Source organism: Bacillus pretiosus (genome assembly GCF_051294775.1).
GTDB lineage: Bacteria > Bacillota > Bacilli > Bacillales > Bacillaceae_G > Bacillus_A > Bacillus_A wiedmannii.
Genome location: NZ_JBPPHF010000001.1, coordinates 621,156 through 639,570, shown reverse-complemented (window position 1 = coordinate 639,570; position 18,415 = coordinate 621,156). Strand labels below are relative to the sequence as shown.

17 protein-coding genes and 5 pseudogenes are annotated in these 18,415 nt (G+C 34.7%); 4 read left to right on the top strand and 18 right to left on the bottom strand.

Annotation, left to right across the window (positions count from 1 at the left end):
- Positions 1-73: 73 nt before the first annotated feature.
- Together ACSG5Z_RS03295 and ACSG5Z_RS03290 are read right to left on the bottom strand one after the other, a co-directional pair.
- Positions 74-1,969 (bottom strand): ABC-F family ATP-binding cassette domain-containing protein, encoded by a 1,896-nt coding sequence (locus ACSG5Z_RS03295; protein WP_087982620.1) that lies wholly within the window; start codon positions 1,967-1,969, stop codon positions 74-76.
- Complete coding sequence (locus ACSG5Z_RS03290) at positions 1,966-2,613, bottom strand: HD domain-containing protein (protein WP_087982623.1); 648 nt, start codon at positions 2,611-2,613, stop codon at positions 1,966-1,968. The genes ACSG5Z_RS03295 and ACSG5Z_RS03290 overlap by 4 nt, the downstream gene beginning before the upstream one ends.
- Before the next feature lie 109 nt (positions 2,614-2,722).
- Here ACSG5Z_RS03290 and ACSG5Z_RS03285 point away from each other — a divergent pair, with 109 nt between their 5' ends.
- Positions 2,723-3,496, top strand: a complete 774-nt coding sequence (locus tag ACSG5Z_RS03285; RefSeq protein ID WP_435710667.1) for a hypothetical protein — start codon at positions 2,723-2,725, stop codon at positions 3,494-3,496.
- 318 nt (positions 3,497-3,814) lie between these two features.
- On the opposite strand, the gene ACSG5Z_RS03280 is transcribed toward ACSG5Z_RS03285, so the two are convergent.
- From ACSG5Z_RS03280 to ACSG5Z_RS03265, 4 genes and pseudogenes are all read right to left on the bottom strand, one after another.
- Positions 3,815-3,940 (bottom strand): hypothetical protein, encoded by a 126-nt coding sequence (locus ACSG5Z_RS03280; RefSeq protein ID WP_000709202.1) that lies wholly within the window; start codon positions 3,938-3,940, stop codon positions 3,815-3,817.
- Positions 3,937-5,010: pseudogene (locus ACSG5Z_RS03275) on the bottom strand (response regulator aspartate phosphatase). The gene ACSG5Z_RS03280 and the pseudogene ACSG5Z_RS03275 overlap by 4 nt, the downstream one beginning before the upstream one ends.
- Positions 5,011-5,393: 383 nt before the next feature.
- A pseudogene (locus ACSG5Z_RS03270) lies at positions 5,394-6,789 on the bottom strand (IS4 family transposase).
- A gap of 185 nt (positions 6,790-6,974) precedes the next feature.
- Positions 6,975-8,849 carry a GMC family oxidoreductase gene (locus ACSG5Z_RS03265; RefSeq protein ID WP_435710666.1) on the bottom strand — a complete coding sequence of 625 codons (1,875 nt, stop codon included), beginning with the start codon at positions 8,847-8,849 and terminating at the stop codon, positions 6,975-6,977.
- Between the two features lie 428 nt (positions 8,850-9,277).
- On the opposite strand from ACSG5Z_RS03265, the gene ACSG5Z_RS03260 reads away from it, so the two are divergent.
- Positions 9,278-9,757 carry a hypothetical protein gene (locus ACSG5Z_RS03260; protein WP_435710665.1) on the top strand — a complete coding sequence of 160 codons (480 nt, stop codon included), beginning with the start codon at positions 9,278-9,280 and terminating at the stop codon, positions 9,755-9,757.
- A 186-nt stretch (positions 9,758-9,943) separates the two neighbouring features.
- On the opposite strand, the gene ACSG5Z_RS03255 is transcribed toward ACSG5Z_RS03260, so the two are convergent.
- From ACSG5Z_RS03255 to ACSG5Z_RS03230, 6 genes and pseudogenes are all read right to left on the bottom strand, one after another.
- Complete coding sequence (locus ACSG5Z_RS03255; RefSeq protein WP_435710664.1) at positions 9,944-10,156, bottom strand: DNA-binding protein; 213 nt, start codon at positions 10,154-10,156, stop codon at positions 9,944-9,946.
- A 164-nt stretch (positions 10,157-10,320) separates the two neighbouring features.
- On the bottom strand, positions 10,321-10,554 hold the full coding sequence (locus tag ACSG5Z_RS03250) for a hypothetical protein (protein WP_435711264.1): 234 nt from the start codon (positions 10,552-10,554) through the stop codon (positions 10,321-10,323).
- A 145-nt stretch (positions 10,555-10,699) separates the two neighbouring features.
- A pseudogene (locus ACSG5Z_RS03245) lies at positions 10,700-11,116 on the bottom strand (SH3 domain-containing protein); the annotation flags it as partial.
- Between the two features lie 2 nt (positions 11,117-11,118).
- Positions 11,119-11,286, bottom strand: a pseudogene (locus tag ACSG5Z_RS03240) (phage terminase small subunit-related protein); the annotation flags it as partial.
- Between the two features lie 21 nt (positions 11,287-11,307).
- On the bottom strand, positions 11,308-11,487 hold the full coding sequence (locus tag ACSG5Z_RS03235) for a hypothetical protein (protein WP_002167186.1): 180 nt from the start codon (positions 11,485-11,487) through the stop codon (positions 11,308-11,310).
- A gap of 71 nt (positions 11,488-11,558) precedes the next feature.
- Positions 11,559-12,101, bottom strand: a complete 543-nt coding sequence (locus tag ACSG5Z_RS03230) for a site-specific integrase (RefSeq protein WP_078186931.1) — start codon at positions 12,099-12,101, stop codon at positions 11,559-11,561.
- A gap of 319 nt (positions 12,102-12,420) precedes the next feature.
- On the opposite strand from ACSG5Z_RS03230, the gene ACSG5Z_RS03225 reads away from it, so the two are divergent.
- On the top strand, positions 12,421-12,558 hold the full coding sequence (locus tag ACSG5Z_RS03225) for a DUF3956 domain-containing protein (protein ID WP_435710663.1): 138 nt from the start codon (positions 12,421-12,423) through the stop codon (positions 12,556-12,558).
- A gap of 660 nt (positions 12,559-13,218) precedes the next feature.
- Here ACSG5Z_RS03225 and ACSG5Z_RS03220 read toward each other — a convergent pair.
- Positions 13,219-13,734 (bottom strand): annotated as a pseudogene (locus tag ACSG5Z_RS03220) (DUF3231 family protein).
- 346 nt (positions 13,735-14,080) lie between these two features.
- On the opposite strand from ACSG5Z_RS03220, the gene ACSG5Z_RS03215 reads away from it, so the two are divergent.
- Positions 14,081-14,386 (top strand): WGxxGxxG family protein, encoded by a 306-nt coding sequence (locus ACSG5Z_RS03215; RefSeq protein WP_435710662.1) that lies wholly within the window; start codon positions 14,081-14,083, stop codon positions 14,384-14,386.
- Between the two features lie 557 nt (positions 14,387-14,943).
- Here ACSG5Z_RS03215 and ACSG5Z_RS03210 read toward each other — a convergent pair.
- The 5 genes from ACSG5Z_RS03210 to ACSG5Z_RS03190 all read right to left on the bottom strand — a co-directional run bounded on the left by ACSG5Z_RS03210 (position 14,944) and on the right by ACSG5Z_RS03190 (position 18,144).
- Entirely contained in the window at positions 14,944-15,894 is a 951-nt protein-coding gene (locus tag ACSG5Z_RS03210; RefSeq protein ID WP_435710661.1) for a nucleoside hydrolase, read from the bottom strand.
- A gap of 211 nt (positions 15,895-16,105) precedes the next feature.
- Entirely contained in the window at positions 16,106-16,648 is a 543-nt protein-coding gene (locus tag ACSG5Z_RS03205; RefSeq protein WP_435710660.1) for a site-specific integrase, read from the bottom strand.
- On the bottom strand, positions 16,648-17,130 hold the full coding sequence (locus ACSG5Z_RS03200; RefSeq protein ID WP_435710659.1) for an ArpU family phage packaging/lysis transcriptional regulator: 483 nt from the start codon (positions 17,128-17,130) through the stop codon (positions 16,648-16,650). The genes ACSG5Z_RS03205 and ACSG5Z_RS03200 overlap by 1 nt, the downstream gene beginning before the upstream one ends.
- Positions 17,131-17,157: 27 nt before the next feature.
- On the bottom strand, positions 17,158-17,328 hold the full coding sequence (locus ACSG5Z_RS03195) for a hypothetical protein (protein WP_435710658.1): 171 nt from the start codon (positions 17,326-17,328) through the stop codon (positions 17,158-17,160).
- A 159-nt stretch (positions 17,329-17,487) separates the two neighbouring features.
- The gene (locus ACSG5Z_RS03190; RefSeq protein WP_435710657.1) at positions 17,488-18,144 is read right to left on the bottom strand and encodes a DUF6944 family repetitive protein; all 657 of its coding nucleotides are present in this window, start codon (positions 18,142-18,144) and stop codon (positions 17,488-17,490) included.
- Positions 18,145-18,415 lie beyond the last annotated feature (271 nt).

Here is an 18,415-nt window from a genome sequence, read left to right as displayed (position 1 = left end):
TTTCCCTCCTAAAATAGGTTCTACCAATAGTGTAAAGTTTTTCTCTTTACTTTTCAATATATGCAGCTTGTTTTTATTTTAATCCTTCAACGATGTCTGATAGTTCACTCCATCTTTCCATCGTTTTTTCTAGCTCTTCTTCTGTTTTCTGCTGTGCTTCAGATAATTCTTGTGCCTTTGTGAAGTCAGATCCAACTTTCGCAAGTTCTTCTCCAATTGACTCAATTTTCTCTTCTAGTTCGGCAATTGTATCTTCAATTGTTTCCCATTCACGCTGCTCTTTGTATGAAAGTTTACGTTTACGTTGTTGTTTCGGAGCTTCTTCTACTACTTTTTTCTCTTTTTGAACTTCCGCCTTCTCAATAAGTTCTTTCGTCTTTTCCATTTCTAAAAAGTCCGTATAACTACCTAGGAATTCACGCACTTCGCCTCCGCCACTAAAGATGAACAATTCATCTACTACTTTATCTAAGAAGTAACGGTCATGCGATACAGTTAAAACGACACCTGGGAAATCTTCTAAATAATCTTCCAGTACTGTTAATGTTTGTGTATCTAGATCATTCGTAGGTTCATCAAGTAATAGTACGTTTGGTTCTCCCATTAAAATACGTAATAAATATAAACGTCTTCTTTCACCACCAGATAGTTTACCAAGCGGTGTACCATGTGAGTGCGTCGGGAATAAGAAACGTTCTAGCATTTGAGATGCACCAATTACTTTTCCGTCTGTCGTATGAATAACTTCTGCAATCTCTTTAATGTATTCAATCATACGCTGATTTAAATTCATCTCTTCATTTTCTTGCGTATAATAAGCAACTTTTACAGTTTGTCCTACTTCAACTTCACCACTATCAGGAGCTAACTTGCCTGCAAGCATATTTAATAGAGAAGATTTTCCGCTTCCATTCGCTCCAATGATTCCGATACGATCTCCTGGTTTCACAATATGATTAAAGTTGTGTAATACCGTTTTATCACCGAATTTTTTCGTTACATCTTTTAACTCAAGTACTTTTTTGCCAAGGCGACTCCCGCTAAGCGCAATATCAACTGACTGTTTTGCAGCTGGTCCTTCTTGACCTTTTAACTCATCAAATCGTTGAATACGTGCTTTTTGCTTTGTCGAACGAGCTTTTGCACCGCGGCGGATCCATGCTAGTTCGCGGCGATATAAGTTTTGACGTTTTGATTCTTGCGCAATTTCTTGTTCTTCACGAAGTGCTTTCGCTTCTAAAAATGTACTATAGTTTCCTTCGTAACTATATAGTTTACCATTGTCTAATTCAAAAATGCGGTTTGTCACACGATCTAAGAAATAACGATCATGGGTTACAAGTAATACCGCACCAGTATATCTTGCTAAATATTCTTCCAACCATTCAACTGTCTCATGGTCAAGATGGTTCGTAGGCTCATCCAAAATTAATAAATCAGGTGTTTCAATAAAACATTGCGCCATTGCAATACGCTTTTTTTGTCCACCAGATAGGTTTCCAACAGTTGCTGTAAAATCAGTAATTCCTAATTTCGTTAATAACGATTTTGCATTCGCATTTGCTTCCCATGCACTCATCGCATCCATACGTTGCTGCACTGCAAATAATTGTTCCTGTACTTTTTCATTACTTGGATCTTTTTCGATATTTAATAACGATTGTTCATAATCACGAAGAAGACGAATTAAAGGTGTATCACCATGGAACACTTGTTCTAATACTGTTAGTTTTTCATCAAACTCTGGTTGCTGTGATAAATAACTAATTGTATAACCACGTGAATGCGTCATATCACCTGTATCAGGAGTTTCTAACCCTGCAATAATTTTTAATAATGTCGATTTACCAGTACCGTTTACACCAATGATTCCGACACGTTGTCCTTCTGTAATACTACATGATAATCCATCAAATAACGGTTTTTCTCCGTATGATTTCGATAAGTTTTCCACAGTTAACATTTTCATATTTGTGCATTCCACTCTTTCATAAATTGTTCAATAAACTGTTCCATATAACGATGACGAACTTCAGCCTCTTGTTTTGCTGCGTTCGTGTTCATTAAGTCTTTTAGTTTTAAAAGTTTTTCATAGAAATGATTTAAAGATGGATCGTTATTTTTTCTATATTCATCTTTCGTCATCACTTCACGCGGAGGAATAGTTGGATCATACATTAATCTCCCTTTCGCTCCACCATACGCAAATGTGCGAGCTATTCCAATTGCTCCAAGAGCGTCTAAGCGATCCGCATCTTGAACAAGCTTCCCTTCAAGTGAATCCACTTTACCGCCATGACCACCTTTATAAGACATATTGGCGATGATATGAAGAACATGTTTACTTTCCTCTTCTTCAACATGTAACTCTTCTAACCAATCAGAAACTTTTTTCATTCCTGCTTCTTCACTTTCATTTAACTTCTCATCTGCCACATCGTGAAGTAATGCTGCCATTTCAATTATAAAACGATTTCCCCCTTCTTGCTCGGATAAAGAAATCGCCAGTTTATGTACGCGTTCAATATGATACCAATCATGCCCACTCGCATCTTTTTCTAAAATATGTTTTACAAAAGTAATTGTTTTTTGAATCTTTTCTTGTTTTGTCATTTTATCTTCACCCAGTTACTTATTGTAACACGCCCGCATTTTTTCATCACATATTTTCTTGTCCGCCCATACACTGAGTGGTAAGCATCATCATGGAGGAGGAATAAATATGTTCTATAATAATCAACCGCCTTATCCACAACAACCATTTTACCCTCAGCAACAGGAACAACGTTATGAAGAACAAGAGCAACAATATGAACAAAATCCATACGAAACACCGCAAAACCAAGAAGCTAATTATCAACAAAACTCATACGACACACGTCCTAATTATGAATATCCTCAAAACCCATATGCAGCACCGCAAAATCAAGAACAACAATATCAGCAAAATCCATATGCAACAACGCAAAATCAAGAAACTGAATATCAACAAAATCCATACGACTCACGTCCAAATTATGAATATCCTCAAAATCCATATGTAGCACCACAAAATCAAGAGCAACAATTTCAACCAAATCCATACGCAACTCAGCCGCAACAACCACAATACCAACAACAAATGTACCAACCAAACTACAACGCGCGTGTCTCACCGCCTAAACCACCAACAATTGATCCAACACAACCACAAATTTTACCACCAGGACCAACACTCGATATTACACAACCGCAAATCTTACCACCAGGACCAATTACAGAACCAACACAACAACAAATTCAACAAGTTGTCGGTACACAGTTTTTACCTTTAAAGAAACCTGTACTAGATTTCGTAAAACCTTGGGTAGATTACGGTTTAAATGAAGCAAAACATACATCACACAAACACGCTTTAACAGAAGTTGCTGCGATTATGTTTTTAGTTGGGAAAGGGTTCAACCCGACGATTGCACATTATATTGTGGAATCTTGGGAGAAGAATGAGCAGTTTTAGGGTTGTTTATTTGATAAAATATAAAAAATAAAAAAGTGCCAAACCCCTATACCACAAGGGTTTTGGCACTTTTTAATATCTAGAACAAATTTTATTGAAATAATTATTTTTATAGATTTTCATACTTTTTTATATAGTACGTGAACAAAATGTGCGCAAATATGTGAACATATACAGTACAAAATCACACCTTTGTATACACATTTTTAGAAACATCTTACGTTTATCAAACAATAACCGAAAGACGTACCTGCAACCTCATCATATAAATAATAGATATTAAAAAGAGGACACTATAAGCGCCCTCTTCCTTAGGTTTTAAATATGTTCTCCATGATCCATAAACACTTCAATTGCTTCGTTTTGTGGTATGTCTTTTACATTAGTAAGACCAAAAGTAAAAACAGCGGATAACATCATCATTAATAAGATTGCTTTTTTCATTTTAGCGCCCTTCTTTCTATGCTCTTTTTGTCTGCATCTAAAGCGATGTGCAAATACTTGCTAGCTTTTTCGTGATTTTCTGAACCATAGAATCTTTCACCTAAAAGAGAAGCATATTCTTTTACCCAATCATATAATTCTTCTTTTTCAAAATACGAAATACCTTCCATGACCACATTTTCTAATTCTTCTTGCGGTGCATAGTTATGTACTGCTCTTAAAATTCGGAAATGATGACGATAACATAAGTCACTAATCTTATAGCCATTTTCAATATATTCGTTAGCAATATGATTGTAACCTAACTTAAAATGTTCCCTTGCTAAAAGAAACATAGTTTTAGCGTTATTTTCTAATGAATCCTCTAAATGCTTAATTGCTAACTCTGACATGTTTTGACTTGCATATAAAAGTCCTAAATTGTGCTTTACGCGTTTAATAAGACTTTCATCATTAGATTTTTGGAAAGTATCCAGTGCTGAAAGTAAATATTCCTCTGCACTTTCGAAATCATTTAGGCGAATGTGTGCCATCCCTAAAGTATTCAAACATGCTGCAGTTTTTAATTCATACCCTGGACTAATTGAAAATACTTCATTCGCCTTCGTAGCAAATTGAACTGCTAAGATTGGTTTCAATATGTGATAGTAATGAACTGCAAGCCAATAATTAAATTCAGCTTTTTCAATTTCATCATGCATATACTCTAAAAACTTTTCAGCTTCTTCAAATTGAATTCTTGCTTCACTATGGTTTGCTGTATTAATAGCATAAATTGCGTTAAATAAATGATGATAGTACTCTAAATATGTTTCTGTAGGCTCTTGTAATGGCTCGATTTTGTCCAAAATATCTTTTGAACTATCCATATTACGAATTAGCAGGTTATACCGTGCATTCAATAAAGCATAGTAGCCTAATATTGTTTGGTCTTCCTTAATATTATTGATTTTATTTGCAATATCTTCTTTTATTTTCTGAGACTGCAATACACGTTATGAAATCATAGCTTGATACCAGTCGTTTAATAATTTTGCAATTTCTTCTTTAGAAATAATGTCAACACTCATCTACTGCTACCCCCTTTTGTTAAATGTTACCACGATATACTTGTTTATATAAATGATTTTTTAAATATTCCAACTTGATAAACTTATTTTTGAATATTCATGTTAAAAAGTGTTAATTTCGGATAGTTTTACACAGCTGAAATTTGTTAGGGTATCAAGAACCCTTGAAATACAGGGTGTATTGGGGTCGGTAACGTATAAGTTTGCACCCAAACTTCAGCGTACAAGTCTTACTGCCCATATTGGGGTACCATCACATCGCTATCAAGCTAAGCTTATACAACGTCAATTATAGTAGAGGTTATTTCTTTTTTTATAGGGCAAGTATAGGTGATTGAAAGATTTGCATACGAAATAAACCCTAACGGGTTTCATTTTTTGAATTAAGCTGCTTGATTATCAGACATGGTACAATTGTAAACGACACCTAATATATCAAAGACTGTTTTCTTCTCATATCGATGAGATTTTCTCCCGTTTTGCTGTAGGAGGTTGAACAGGCGAAGTAACACCTTTGATAGCTCTTGGGTGTCTTTTTGTATCGATTGGAAAAGAAGAAAAAAGTAATCTTTAATCATATATATGGCCTTATATTCACTCAGTTCTCGTTTCTTTTTCATAAGAAGTAATTGCCGCATTTGAAACATTGTAGAAGAACAAAGTAGAATGGCAATCAGTTGCCCATACAAATGGCATTCCAATCGTTCTCGTTTTATCTTTTTACAATGATGAATATGAAAGAATGATTTCCATGTTTTAAATAAAATCTCGATTTGCCAACGTAAAGAATACCCCTATAGATACTGTCATATATACATTGATACCGCTAAGTCGTTTACTACGAGCAGAATACTTCATTCCTTTCTTTTTTTCTCTTACCGTTTGATCGTGTAATCGTTTTTGTTGTTCTTTTGTTAGTCGATGAACAATCACACGAGTTGGTACTTTATCAGTCATTCCTACATAAGCGTCGGATATTTCATATGTTTGTCCTGGCTGAAGAGAGTTCATTAAAACCTCCATATCTATTTGGATATACTCTGTACTCTTCTTAATTCTGCCATCTTGAAAATAATCAGGGTTTGGATTTTTTTGATAAATACGTGTATTTGATTTGATACGTGAGATATAATAAGCCTTTTTATCTTGTATATGTTGAAGATCTTTCAAATGAAAATAACCTAAATCTCGGATACATAAATCATTCGCTGTTACAGTTGGGGCACACAGAGAACCGTAGGTTCTATCATGTTGTTTACCTGGACCTGTATGAATATGAAGAAATTGTCCACTTAATAAATCATACTCAAGTTGTATCTTTACTCCCGCTGTATGGCTGCATCCTCCCGCACCAGGATAAATTGATGAAAATATATCCGGGAGTTGAAATGCAGTTGAATCTAAGATGCGAATACTCTTAAAAATAGAAGTATAGGGAGAAGAAAACAACCTAGATGAAGGTAATTTTCGATTCAGAAGTTTAGCCAATACTTGTTGTAGAAACTGCGCGGCTGCGGCGTTAAATCTTTGATTTAGTCCTTCAGGACTTATAAGCACTTCTGTTGATGCTTCTAAATAACTACATAACTGGGTTAAGGAAGTTTTTGCTACACTTTGGCTTACCCATACGCATAAAGCTACTAAATCTTGTGCTTGATACTTACTTGTTCGCTGTACAAACCCAACATCTCTAGCTAGATTCTGTAAGGTATTTGGGGATAAAAGACTCTGAATCTCCTGTGAAAATAGTTGTAGTTCGTTAGCTACAGAAATAGACATACAAAAAACGCCATCCTTTCCTATAATTCTATAGAAAGAATAACGTATTTTTTTCATTTTGAGGATATTTCTTTTTATTAGTTTGATAGCGATGGGGTTCGTCCCCACAAAGCAAGCCGCATTCTAGCCAAAACGCAATCTTTAGATCGAAAAATAAGAATAAAACCAATGAATAAATATTTAATTTATATTATTTTAATCTCATTTTCGTAATCTTCAAGTTCCTTATCTGTCATTACATATGGAGAGGGATCCTCTTCTATAAACCGTACCGCATTTAGTCCGATCATCTGAGCAGCAGCGGACGGCTGACCATCTGGAATAATAGGCGAAATGGACAAATCGGCAACCTTAAGATTTTTGGTACCAAACACATTGAGGAACCCATCGACAACCCCTTCTTGAATCGTCTGTCCCATCCGACACTGACCGCCTAAAGAGAAGTTCGTGTAAGAGGCTTTGACATAATTCTCAAGCTGCTGTTGTTTGTTGGGATCATTGTCAGGTAGCTGGAATATACTTTCGGGAGGATATACAACTTTCCCAATTCCGTTATTTGGGTATTTCAGTGGATCCCTAGCCTCTACAATAATATTATAAATTCTCTTATATTGATCGACCATATACGTTAGGTCATTGGGATCTTCCAACGGATTGAAGTTAAGAGATGGATAAGCCTCTGGATCGCTATGTTCCACTAGCACTGTACCCCTGCTTTTTGTATTCACGTCTACAATACCAAAACTCATGATACTTGGAGTAGTTTGGAAAGTTAAATCTAAACTCCAACCATTGCTGATCACATCTGGAGCAGGGATAAAAAATGGGATAGGAGCCCCTATCAGTTGGAGACGACGACTTTCTAGTAGATTCATTGGATTCTCTGCTTGGAAAGCACCTAAGATAAGTGGAAAATTGGGATCAGCAAAAAATATCGGAAGAATTTGGGAGGTATCTATTTCAACTCCTAATCCAACATAACCATGAATTTGAAGATTGTGACCCACATTTGGACTCTCTATAAATGTTGGTATACCTGCTTTAGCCAAATCATCCGATTTACCGATTCCTGAACGTTGTAGAATGACTGAGGAAAAAAATCCTGCAGAGACGATAATGCCTTTTCTTGCAAACTTTCTATGTGAAACACCATCCTTGACAAATTCAACACCAACCGCAATGTTCAGTCCATTTTTTTTCTTAAATAAAATTTTGTTAACGGTTGTTTTAGCTAAAATAACTAAATTTCTTCCACCAACTCCAAATTCATCTGGATGGAACTGGTTTCCTTGACTGACAATATGGTCATTTAAATAACCTGTTGCCGTTGAGGATCGGACAAATTGACCGGGGCTAACTTCTTTTTGAATAATTTGCGATTTATAAAATGTACAATCCCTTATGCCGGTATTATAGTCCACAGCAATCGGCGTTCCCAATACAGTGTTTGTTGCTTGAACTAACGTATTGATCAGTCCATTAGGGGGAATACTCTGTTGCCTAATAAAGATTGGCCCTTGTGATCCTCGTTCATCAGGGTCTTGTGTCGATCCTGTATAGGTTTCATTTTTTACAAATAAGGAGCTAATCTTGTCGTAACTCCATTGATTACCAACAAGACTTGCCCACTGGTTATACAACTCTTTACTCCCACGTACGGCGTACATGTCACTAATTTCTGAACTTCCCCCTATGGCGCGACCATTTGTTGCAATAAGTGTACGTGCAATAGTTGATTCTAATTCAGAAGTAACATTAAAGCTAAACCTGTTACCTCGAGTTGTATTAATGGCGGCAAGAACGCTAGGGTTACTTAGCTCATTCGTCATATTTGTTCCTGCTTCTAGCACTAGTACAGAAGTACTATTGTCATCCGTTAATTCTTTGGCAATTACCCCTCCAGCAGTTCCGGCACCAATCACGATATAATCAAATTTAGTAGGGTCTATTGGTTTTATAGGCTCTGGAACTGCACAAGGAAATTCACAAGGAAATGCACAAGGAAATAATGAATAAGGAAATTCACAAGGATTAAAACAATTTCTATTTTTTGATGGCATAAATAATCAAGCTCCTTTTTTGCATTTAGTATATTAAATGTAAGAAAGAATCTGTCTCTTGTACCAGTGTCTTTATTTATTAAAAAAATGTATGTTCTATACATGTAAAGTTAACATAATGCATCATTATCAATAGACAATAACGGATAGAATTTTCGTTTTGGGGAATTTTGATTCTTTAGCTTGATGGGCATGGGGTACCATCAGAAAAATGAGGATTTACAACGCTAAGCACGTCTTACTGACACCCCTCTCCTTTTTAGTCTTAAACCAGATTTCCCATCATCAACCCTAAAAAAACTTCAGGAATATAATCTTGGCCATCATTCATATTCAGTTATGGAATAAGACAAAGACCCTAAATCATACTAATGAAACGTATTCAAATGCGTGTAGTTTGATCACAACATTTAGGGGGGAGTCCGCCTATGGCAACCAAGGTTATTGACGTCGCAGTCGCGACTATAAGAAACTATGGATCTAAGCACGTCTCGCCAAAGGGCTTTATTTTGGGCAGGATAGTCCGCGCTGTAGACGATGAGCAGATATTTCAGGGAGAGATCCTATTTAATGGAGGAGTAAGCCTTCAGCCAGGTCAGAGTGTGACTGTTGGCGTCTATAAGCGACTTACTGTTCATCACTTCGGTCCGCAGGAGATCCAAGGGCTTAATCAAATGTTGGTCTTTCACGCAGACCTGAAACAACGCCATGTTGTCCTCGGGACCGGTGAAGATTTGCTATATTTTGGCCCGTACAACTTCCAGGTGCGATTTGACGAAATCACTGGGTTCCATACATTCCCTGTTCGATATAACACTACCGAGGATCACAAAATCGAGATAGTATATACGGTAAATCTCGTCGCCAGTAATCGTCCGGCGTCCGAGAAACGAAGCTGGCTTATGTGATCCGCCAGAAATACGTCGACAGCTTGTCACTCTACAGACAGGAGCAGCAATGTCCTATAAGATTCGTATCAAAATACTTATCGTTGTAAATCCGCATTTTTCTGACGGTACCCCATATTTCATATCTTGATTTTTGTTAGTCCGTCCTAACAAAAATATATAAAAAAATAACCCTTCGATCTAGGGTTACTTTCTCATTTGTTCTTTGCTTTTTAATATATCCTCTTTTAAATACAATCGATCTCGTGACATTTCTTTAATTGGTTTCACTTTTTCTGTTTGAACCATGTAATTTAGGTTTTGGCGTGAACAACCTAAAATGTCTAATGCTTCCGAAGTATTTACGATTTCATCTTGAATAAAACGAATTAAGTCGTCTTTGGTTTCAAATTTATACATTCTTTTTCTCCTGCTTATCTTTGATATAGGTAGTTACTAAATTAAACACCATCATTACAAATGCAAATATACACAGTACGATGTAGATGTAATCTAATGTTTGTAAATTAGTGTAATCAATTTGATACAAAATGTACCCTAGAATAACAATAATTGGTATGTTACTAAAAATGACTTTTTTCATAAAATATAGTGTCATGTGATATAATCTTAGGTACAAGAGAGGTTTCCCTCTCTCGCGGTGTCTTACTCAGAGTCGTTTTCTTGGCGGGAGCGACTCTTTTCTTTTTCTTCCTTGATTTTGTAGTAAATATCAAGTGTTTTTTTACACCGGAAGAAAGTTGAGCGTAAATTGTTATGAACGCTGTTAGCATTCCTAAGATTCTCATCCAATCCACTTTGTTCACCTCCTTTTCTTTATACTCTTATTATACATTTGACTCACGTCAGACAAAAATAGGCTAAATTATAGAAAAATACCCATTATTTTACGAAGAATTAACAAAAAAAAGGGTATTCCCTAACTTGGGCATATCCTTTTCCTTACTTCACATACACATAGGCTTCATTTGCAGTAACATAGTATGTTGTGCCTTTACTGTTGTGTACTTTGTATTGTGGTGAACCATTAACGGATACTTTAGCATCAATAGTAAATCCAAGCCCTTCATCTACTGTTCCTGCTACATCTTTATCAGACCAAGAAGCAGCGTCATAGAAGCGAAGGTTGTCCACTTTAGAAACAACGCGTTTGCCTACTACAGAACTTGCAGCAGAAGTTTGTTCCACTTGATATTTAATGTAGGATGGATTGTTAAAAATCCATTGATTACCACCAAGATTTAACCAATCACCTTGTTTTCCCCATACTTGATAGGATTCATCTTTACTTAATTGACGGATAATACCGTAATTTGTTGATGGCCCACTTCTAAGGTTTACATTATATCCATCGATATAAATTTGTCTATCCATCCATCTTTCGATTTCCATCCGCCAACCGTTTTTTCACTTACAGTTTTTTCGGATGTAGACAACAATTCAGCAATTTTACGATTCGTAATATCACCATTATGTTCTTTAAATATTTCATACGCTTTGTTACGGTCTGGACTTCGTTGTCTTGCCATAATTACATAACACCTGCCCCCTTATCCAATTGTTTGCACTTCCTTCTCTAAACACTCAATGCATATATGAGCATTATCCGTATTTGCTTCACGGATATATGTTTTATCAAAATGAGTAATAGTTAATGGCATTTTTAATGTCCACATGCAGGGTTCATTACAAACAGAGCATGTAGGAACGTTTATAGTTTCTTCTTCCATTTACACCACCTCACGCTAATTGCTTTACAAAATAAAAAAGCAGCGTAATCGCTACTTTTGTGGTTTCTAATTTATAAACTGAAATCTTCTAATGATTTATCTATCTCATCTTGTTGGATTCCTATATAACGTAATGTAATCGATGGAGCAGAATGATTAAAGATTGTTTGTAGCATTACTACATCTTTTGTCTTCTGATAATAATGATAGCCAAAAGTTTTTCTAAGAGTATGCGTTCCAATTTCATCAAGTCCTACTTTTTCAGCCGCAGCATTCATAATTCGATAAGCTTGAATTCTCGTGATCGGTTTTCCTGTCTTTTTAGAAGCAAATAAGCAATCTGTTTCATTCATTCCACTTACATACTCATTTATTTTTTCTCTTAACGCTGTATTGATAATGAAACGTTTCTCTTTTCCGGTCTTCTGTTCTTTAATTACAATGTGAGTTCTTTCTTTCACATCATTTACATGTAACTTTAATAAGTCACTAATTCTTAGACCTGTATTGATTCCCATTTCAAATAAAAATAAATCACGATAAGATTGGCGACGTAAAACCTCTTTCACTTCTTCTAATTTTTTCTTATCTCGAATTGGTTGCACAAACTTCATTCCTTACCCCTCCATACGTTATGTTACATTATATGTATCTTTATTATACAATATGTTACATAAAATATGGTAGTTATTTTTTAAAATAGAAATAAACGTTGTTATAACAGCGTTTCTCTTCAAAAATATAATGTAACAAAATATATGATTTGTTACATTATATGTTTTTTGAATCTTTTTTACAATATTTGGTTTGTGTTGAGTTTGTTTTGTTAGAACAAGGTAAATCTATCAATTCTATTAAATCCACCAATTTAACTATTACATATTCATATTCAATTCATATACTGTAGTAGTTTACTAGAAAGGAGGCGTAACCATGGAAGGTTGCGTTGTGTTTGTAAATGGCCAACCTTTTTTAGTTCTTACAGTAGCTGGTATCGAGATTGCTAGATTAGAGATTTCTCTTCAAGTAGCATTAGCTCTAAGAGTGCTTGGAATACCGATTTGTGATTAATTAGCATATCAAAAGAAAAAGAGGGATTCAGCCCTCTTTTTCTTTTTTTCTTATCTTTCATTTGCACCAATTTGATTCATCATTGCCCCATTACATTTAGGTCATTTACAACTATCACGTATCGTATGAGAAGCCTCTTCAAATCCACAACTTTTATTCCAGCACCATTTTTTTAATGGTATTTTCAAAGTACAATCTCCTCCAAAATAAAAAGAACCTGAATGGATGCTCTGATATCAATTATTTATTTGTATTTTAATTACGGTAAATGAAGTTTTACCCTTCTTCCAATCACCTAATGTTACTGCACTAATCTTTTTATGCATTATTAAGTAACTGGAAGAAGAGCTAAAGCCCTTCTCCGTTTATACAACGTGAATTGCAATTGAATGTAAAATTAAGAAACAACTGTTCATCCAATCTGCAATCATCGCCACCGGTTATGACGATCCATTTTCAGTTATCAGAAATTTTATAAGCAATGTTTTCCGCCACTACTCACAATACAAATATATCACGTTAATTCCAAAACAGCCGGCACATTTACTGCCAAAAAGCGGTCACGACTCTGCCACTTATTTTAATTCACTAATAACCTTTATTTTCCTAGACAACCTCACTGCAACAATCATAAAGAATAGATTGAATTTTATTTAGGTATTATGCTTGATCTGATTGTAGAACATGTAATGGAGGCGGAATAATCCAACCTTTTTTCTTATTCAGACGAAGTAATATAGCTCCAGCTTGTGCTTTTTTTATATGAAATTGACCAAACATCATTCCTACATCTTCTCGAAGGGATTGTCCCATAGCTTGGCTACATGCTACTAGCCCAGCAGCAAGATCCATAGAAACTTTAGCTGCAATTTCCGCATCATTAATACGAGCACCAGGAGGAATCGTTTCAATAGATGCAACCGGTCTTTCTTGAGGTGCTGGCGGTAATGCAACTCCATTTAATTTTAATAAATTTTTTAATTCTTCAACCTCTGATTGGATATCATTCTCTACAAGGTTTTCTAAAAATTTCTTTAAATCCTCGTCTCCTGTGTGGTTAATAAGAACTTAATATCCAGCAATTGCACCTTGTGCCGCTGCAAGGTAACTCCAAATCCCAAAGACCTCTCCATAGTGCATTGGTTCATTTTGTGGATTTCCACTTAAAATACCCATAAAAATATTCCTCCTTAAAGAAATTAGACTTTTAGCAACAATACTTACTATAGAAAAAATTTTCCTAACCATGTTCTGGATTAAAGAAAATAAGTTCTTAGAACTCATACGGAACACCTTACCCAAATATAGTAATTTTCCCTCATAGAATGTACCGTTACCAAAAATTTATTCTTATAAATAATAAATACATTTCAATTAACTTAATCCATTATTATCAGTACTATTAATAATAAAAATTAAAGATGTTTATCATAATTTCAATTCAAATGGTTTTATATATTTTTAAGCGAATATTGCCTAAAGAAACTGGAGACATTACTGAATATGAAAGGAGGGGAAAACTATGAAGAAAAAATTCTCATCTATTTTAAGTGCTCTATTACTAACTATTATGGTTTTCGGTACCAATGTTCATGCTGAATACGATGGAAATAATATGAATAGAGTTAATAATAGTGATATTACAACTCGAGTTAATGACAATAACATGAATAGAGTTAATAATGATACTAGAACTCGAAATGTGAATACAACAAATGATTTGAATAATAATCGTGATAAAAATAATAATTGGGCGTGGCTTGGTTTATTAGGACTAACAGGTTTATTTGGTCTTAAAAGAAAAGAAAAAGAACCAGAAAGACGTTAATATAGAACATTGTATTTAAAAGATACTTATTTATTAAAAGAATACAAAATGAATAAAATATGAATCGCCTTTAATAAGGCGATTTTTTATTTTTTCAAAATCAATAACAATCACATAAAAACGGATACTATTAATCGAAAACAATGAATTTCTTAACTTGATGGTAATGGAGCGTTACGTCCATTTGACGAACTACGCTTCCTTTTTATGCCGTTTCTTCACTTACCCATATCTTATATTTTGTGTAACTAATCCAAACGCTACAGCCCTTGATATTAATAGCTTCATAGCACTTTCTCTTTTGAGTTACACAACACAATAAAAATGAGTAACCGTATAGAATAGGGTAGCACCACATGGTCATCAAGTTAAAGTTTTAATGTACCAGAAATTAGGAATATTTTATTCTGTTAGCTGGATAGTGATAGGATACAGCCAACATTTCGGAAGCGTTGTATGCTAGACGAATTTTAACCTATAAAAGTCGAATTCTTGTACGTGAAGTGCAGTGATATTTCATTCATATAATCCGTATTATCTGAAGTTAATAAAGTCTGTTACACTCTCTTCTTTAGGAACGTTTCCATAATATCCTTCTTGAACCATTCATAATCAAACTGAAAAGCTACATTATGCGTTTTATAGCCTGGATTAGTAGCGAAACGAAAGTCTGCAATGCTTTGACCAAATCCTTCCCCTTGATCAGGAATTACTTTAATGGGTACCCTTGAAAGACTAACAGCCTCTTGATTCAGCAAATACCACACCGTTACAAAATCATGCATAGGACTTCCACTTATACCAGGATTAGACTTGAAGTAGAAATTATAATAATAATCTAACATAGGTTTGATGATGAGTCCTGCAAGATCCTGTGTATTCCGATGAAATGCATCGATTTGCTGGACCATTTCCGGTGTAACAATCGCATGTTGAGTCACATTTAAAGGAATAATCGTCAAGTTCTTTGCATGCTGCAGAATTAAGTTTGCTGCATAAGGGTCTGCGTAAAAATTAGCTTCGGCCACAGCAGTTACGTTACCCGGATAGAAAAAAGCTCCCCCCATGCAAATGCATTCTCTTACATTTCGCATTATTTCTAAATTTAATACAAAAGTCGTAGCTAGTGAAGAAAGTCTTCCTAAATTGATAATTGTAAGATCTTCTAAATTTGATTCTATAATTTGATAAATATCATTTAAAGGATAAACTGGATATGAAATTTCAGGTGGAATAATAGGTCCTAATCCAACTTTTCCATGTACCTCAGGGAAATACTGAATCAATATACCTGTCAACGGTACAGAAGCACCAAGGAATACAGGTATTTCTTCTCTTCCCGCAATGTACTTTAAATAGTTAATATTTCTTATTACATTTTCTCTTGATACATTTCCATAATCGGCCACAATTCCTACAAGTTGAATGTCTTTACGAAAAAAGGTGTACAGTATAGCAAACGCATCATCAATCCCTAAATCTGTAAACAGGAGAACCTTTTTTTGCATATCTCTTCCTCCAAAATTTATAGAATTCTACTTTCACCAATGATGTAGTGATTAGACTACGCTTGTATATATTTTTTATGTATTCTTAAAGAGTGGATTCTATTCACTTGAAATAGCTTTGCTTATCTAAATTTGATTTTATGTTCAAGCGTAAGTTTCTGTTCTTAAGTCGATAAGCATGTGTTGCTATTCTCGAACAAAAAAGCAATGATTAGATTTTAAACCTAGTCATTGCTTTATCCATTGCATCTTGGTTTACTCCTATATATCTTAACGTTACTCGTTCACTTGAATGATTGAATATCTCCATCAGCAAAGCTATGTTCTTTGTCTGCATGTACATATGATATCCAAATGTCTTACGTAATATATGTGTCCCAATCTCTTCTAAACCAAAATTTGCTGCTGTGGTACTAAGTATTTTATATGCCATGCTTCTTCCGATTGGTCGATTCTTTCCTTGTCTGCTCTTAATTAAATACTCATAGTCTTCCATATCTTCAATGTACCACTTTAACTCTCTTCTTAATGCTGCAGTAATCTGAATACGTTTCTGTTTACCTGTCTTCATTTCACGCATTGATATATGGCTGCCATTTAAATCCCCAACCTTCAGTTTTAAAATATCACTAATACGCAGACCTGTATTAATTCCCATTACAAACAAAATATAATTGCGTTCATTCTTTTCTTTTAGATATTCTTTAATTTGTTGTATTTCTTCTGGATTACGTATCGGCTGAACAAAATTCATTATTCATTACCTCCAGTCTCTTCTGTCTCGTAAACTTCTAATCCAAGTGCAAAAGCAAGTTTATAAAACGCTTTAGACTTCCAACGTCGATAAGTACGTTCAGACATGCCGATTTCGTTATAAACCATGTAATCACACATATCCTCTTCTTCTAAATAACGTTTAAAAATAATATCCCTTTGAATACTTCCTGCACGTCCATTTCCTAATCGAGTTAGAAACTGATCAATACGTAATGACATTCTCTCAAGCCACTCTTCTCGTTTACTTTGTTGAATATTCGCTATAGCAACATCTTCTAACGGTTTTCCGACTGCATGTGTAGGACCATGCTCACGTATTTCATAAGAAGGAGTGACTTTCATTTCTTTACGCATCATCCCAAACTGTCTATGTATACGTACGCTTTCCAACACACCTTCTAATTCCTCTTGTGTTGCTGTTCTATCAATTTTTGGTAAGAAAGATAATTGTTTAGTCATGTAAGACTACTCCTTTTTATTTTTAAATTACTTTTGTCTTAAAGCTCCACGTCTACGTTCATAACGTGGACCATGAATTCCCATTAAATCTTCCATGTCACGAGTGCTTAGTTTTTCTTTTCGTTTTTTCTTGTTTTTCTTCTTAGCTTGTTTTGATTGCTTTTTCCATTCGCGCAATTGATCTCTTAGCACCTTCATTTCCCCATCTCCCTTTTCAAAATAAAAAGGACACCTATCCCTAAAACAGCTTTCATTGCCGCTTTAATGAATCGGTGTCCTCTAGTTTTCTAGCCGGACTATATTTTGTTTGCTTTCACTTTAAAAGAATTATTGTTTTAACTGTTCTATTAAATTACTCTATTCATCGTTCCCTTCCAATTCCTCACTCTCTTCACGTATTTGTCCAATTAATGAAATTACAGAACCAACTGCTTGAACCCAACTTCCTATAATATCTATTAACTTTCCTTCTTCATTTTCATTAGTTTCGTTTTTTACCTGAGTGTCTGTATTTTTCTCCACATCATTTACATTACCTTCTTTATTAGACTGGTTCTCATTTCTGATACTTTTTAATTCGTCAATACCTCCTATTGCCTGTAATGAATTCCCAATTGATTGTAATAAGTTTCCTATAATATTTAAGGATTCATCTTTATCGGATGCATCCTCAAATTCATCTGCTAATGCTGTAAGTCCACCCAAAGCCTGTGTCCAATTCCCGGCAATCACTAATTTAATTTGTGTTTCTTCTTTAAAATCAATAATCAATCCAGATATTACAGCGACATTACCAATTGATTGGATTTCATTACCGATTTTTTCAAGAGACACTTCTCCTTGACCATCAGCCTCTAAAGCATTTCCAACAGCCTGTAATACGTTTCCATAAACATTTAAATCCTTTCTTACACTACTGCTTATAAAATCAAAAGGCGTACTTCCAATAGCGGAAGTAATTGTTCCTATTGCTGCAACCCATGCACCAAATATCTCTTTAAATTGGTTCTCCATTTAAAACATATCCCAGCATTAAGTAATTAATATAATCCTATTCAATTACTCATCTCACTGTTAATAATTTTAAATGTCTCTTTGCCATCTCCTTTTTTATAATAATGTCTTATAAAAGTATTTTTTTAGGAATTATACGCATTTGTTAAACGTAATTCTATATTGCTTTTATACATATTACTGAACCAACTTTATAAACCGACTACATCTTTGAACTTATTAAAATACTCAAGATTCATTATCCGCTCCACATAATGTAAAATGTTCAAAA

Bases quoted from the DNA above. Each gene is read 5' to 3' on its own strand.
- ACSG5Z_RS03295 (WP_087982620.1), bottom strand. From the start codon at position 1,969: ATGAAAATGTTAACTGTGGAAAACTTATCGAAATCATACGGAGAAAAA.
- ACSG5Z_RS03290 (WP_087982623.1), bottom strand. From the start codon at position 2,613: ATGACAAAACAAGAAAAGATTCAAAAAACAATTACTTTTGTAAAACAT.
- ACSG5Z_RS03285 (WP_435710667.1), top strand. From the start codon at position 2,723: ATGTTCTATAATAATCAACCGCCTTATCCACAACAACCATTTTACCCT.
- ACSG5Z_RS03280 (WP_000709202.1), bottom strand. From the start codon at position 3,940: ATGAAAAAAGCAATCTTATTAATGATGATGTTATCCGCTGTTTTTACT.
- ACSG5Z_RS03265 (WP_435710666.1), bottom strand. From the start codon at position 8,849: ATGCCATCAAAAAATAGAAATTGTTTTAATCCTTGTGAATTTCCTTAT.
- ACSG5Z_RS03260 (WP_435710665.1), top strand. From the start codon at position 9,278: ATGGCAACCAAGGTTATTGACGTCGCAGTCGCGACTATAAGAAACTAT.
- ACSG5Z_RS03255 (WP_435710664.1), bottom strand. From the start codon at position 10,156: ATGTATAAATTTGAAACCAAAGACGACTTAATTCGTTTTATTCAAGAT.
- ACSG5Z_RS03235 (WP_002167186.1), bottom strand. From the start codon at position 11,487: ATGGAAGAAGAAACTATAAACGTTCCTACATGCTCTGTTTGTAATGAA.
- ACSG5Z_RS03230 (WP_078186931.1), bottom strand. From the start codon at position 12,101: ATGAAGTTTGTGCAACCAATTCGAGATAAGAAAAAATTAGAAGAAGTG.
- ACSG5Z_RS03225 (WP_435710663.1), top strand. From the start codon at position 12,421: ATGGAAGGTTGCGTTGTGTTTGTAAATGGCCAACCTTTTTTAGTTCTT.
- ACSG5Z_RS03215 (WP_435710662.1), top strand. From the start codon at position 14,081: ATGAAGAAAAAATTCTCATCTATTTTAAGTGCTCTATTACTAACTATT.
- ACSG5Z_RS03210 (WP_435710661.1), bottom strand. From the start codon at position 15,894: ATGCAAAAAAAGGTTCTCCTGTTTACAGATTTAGGGATTGATGATGCG.
- ACSG5Z_RS03205 (WP_435710660.1), bottom strand. From the start codon at position 16,648: ATGAATTTTGTTCAGCCGATACGTAATCCAGAAGAAATACAACAAATT.
- ACSG5Z_RS03200 (WP_435710659.1), bottom strand. From the start codon at position 17,130: ATGACTAAACAATTATCTTTCTTACCAAAAATTGATAGAACAGCAACA.
- ACSG5Z_RS03195 (WP_435710658.1), bottom strand. From the start codon at position 17,328: ATGAAGGTGCTAAGAGATCAATTGCGCGAATGGAAAAAGCAATCAAAA.
- ACSG5Z_RS03190 (WP_435710657.1), bottom strand. From the start codon at position 18,144: ATGGAGAACCAATTTAAAGAGATATTTGGTGCATGGGTTGCAGCAATA.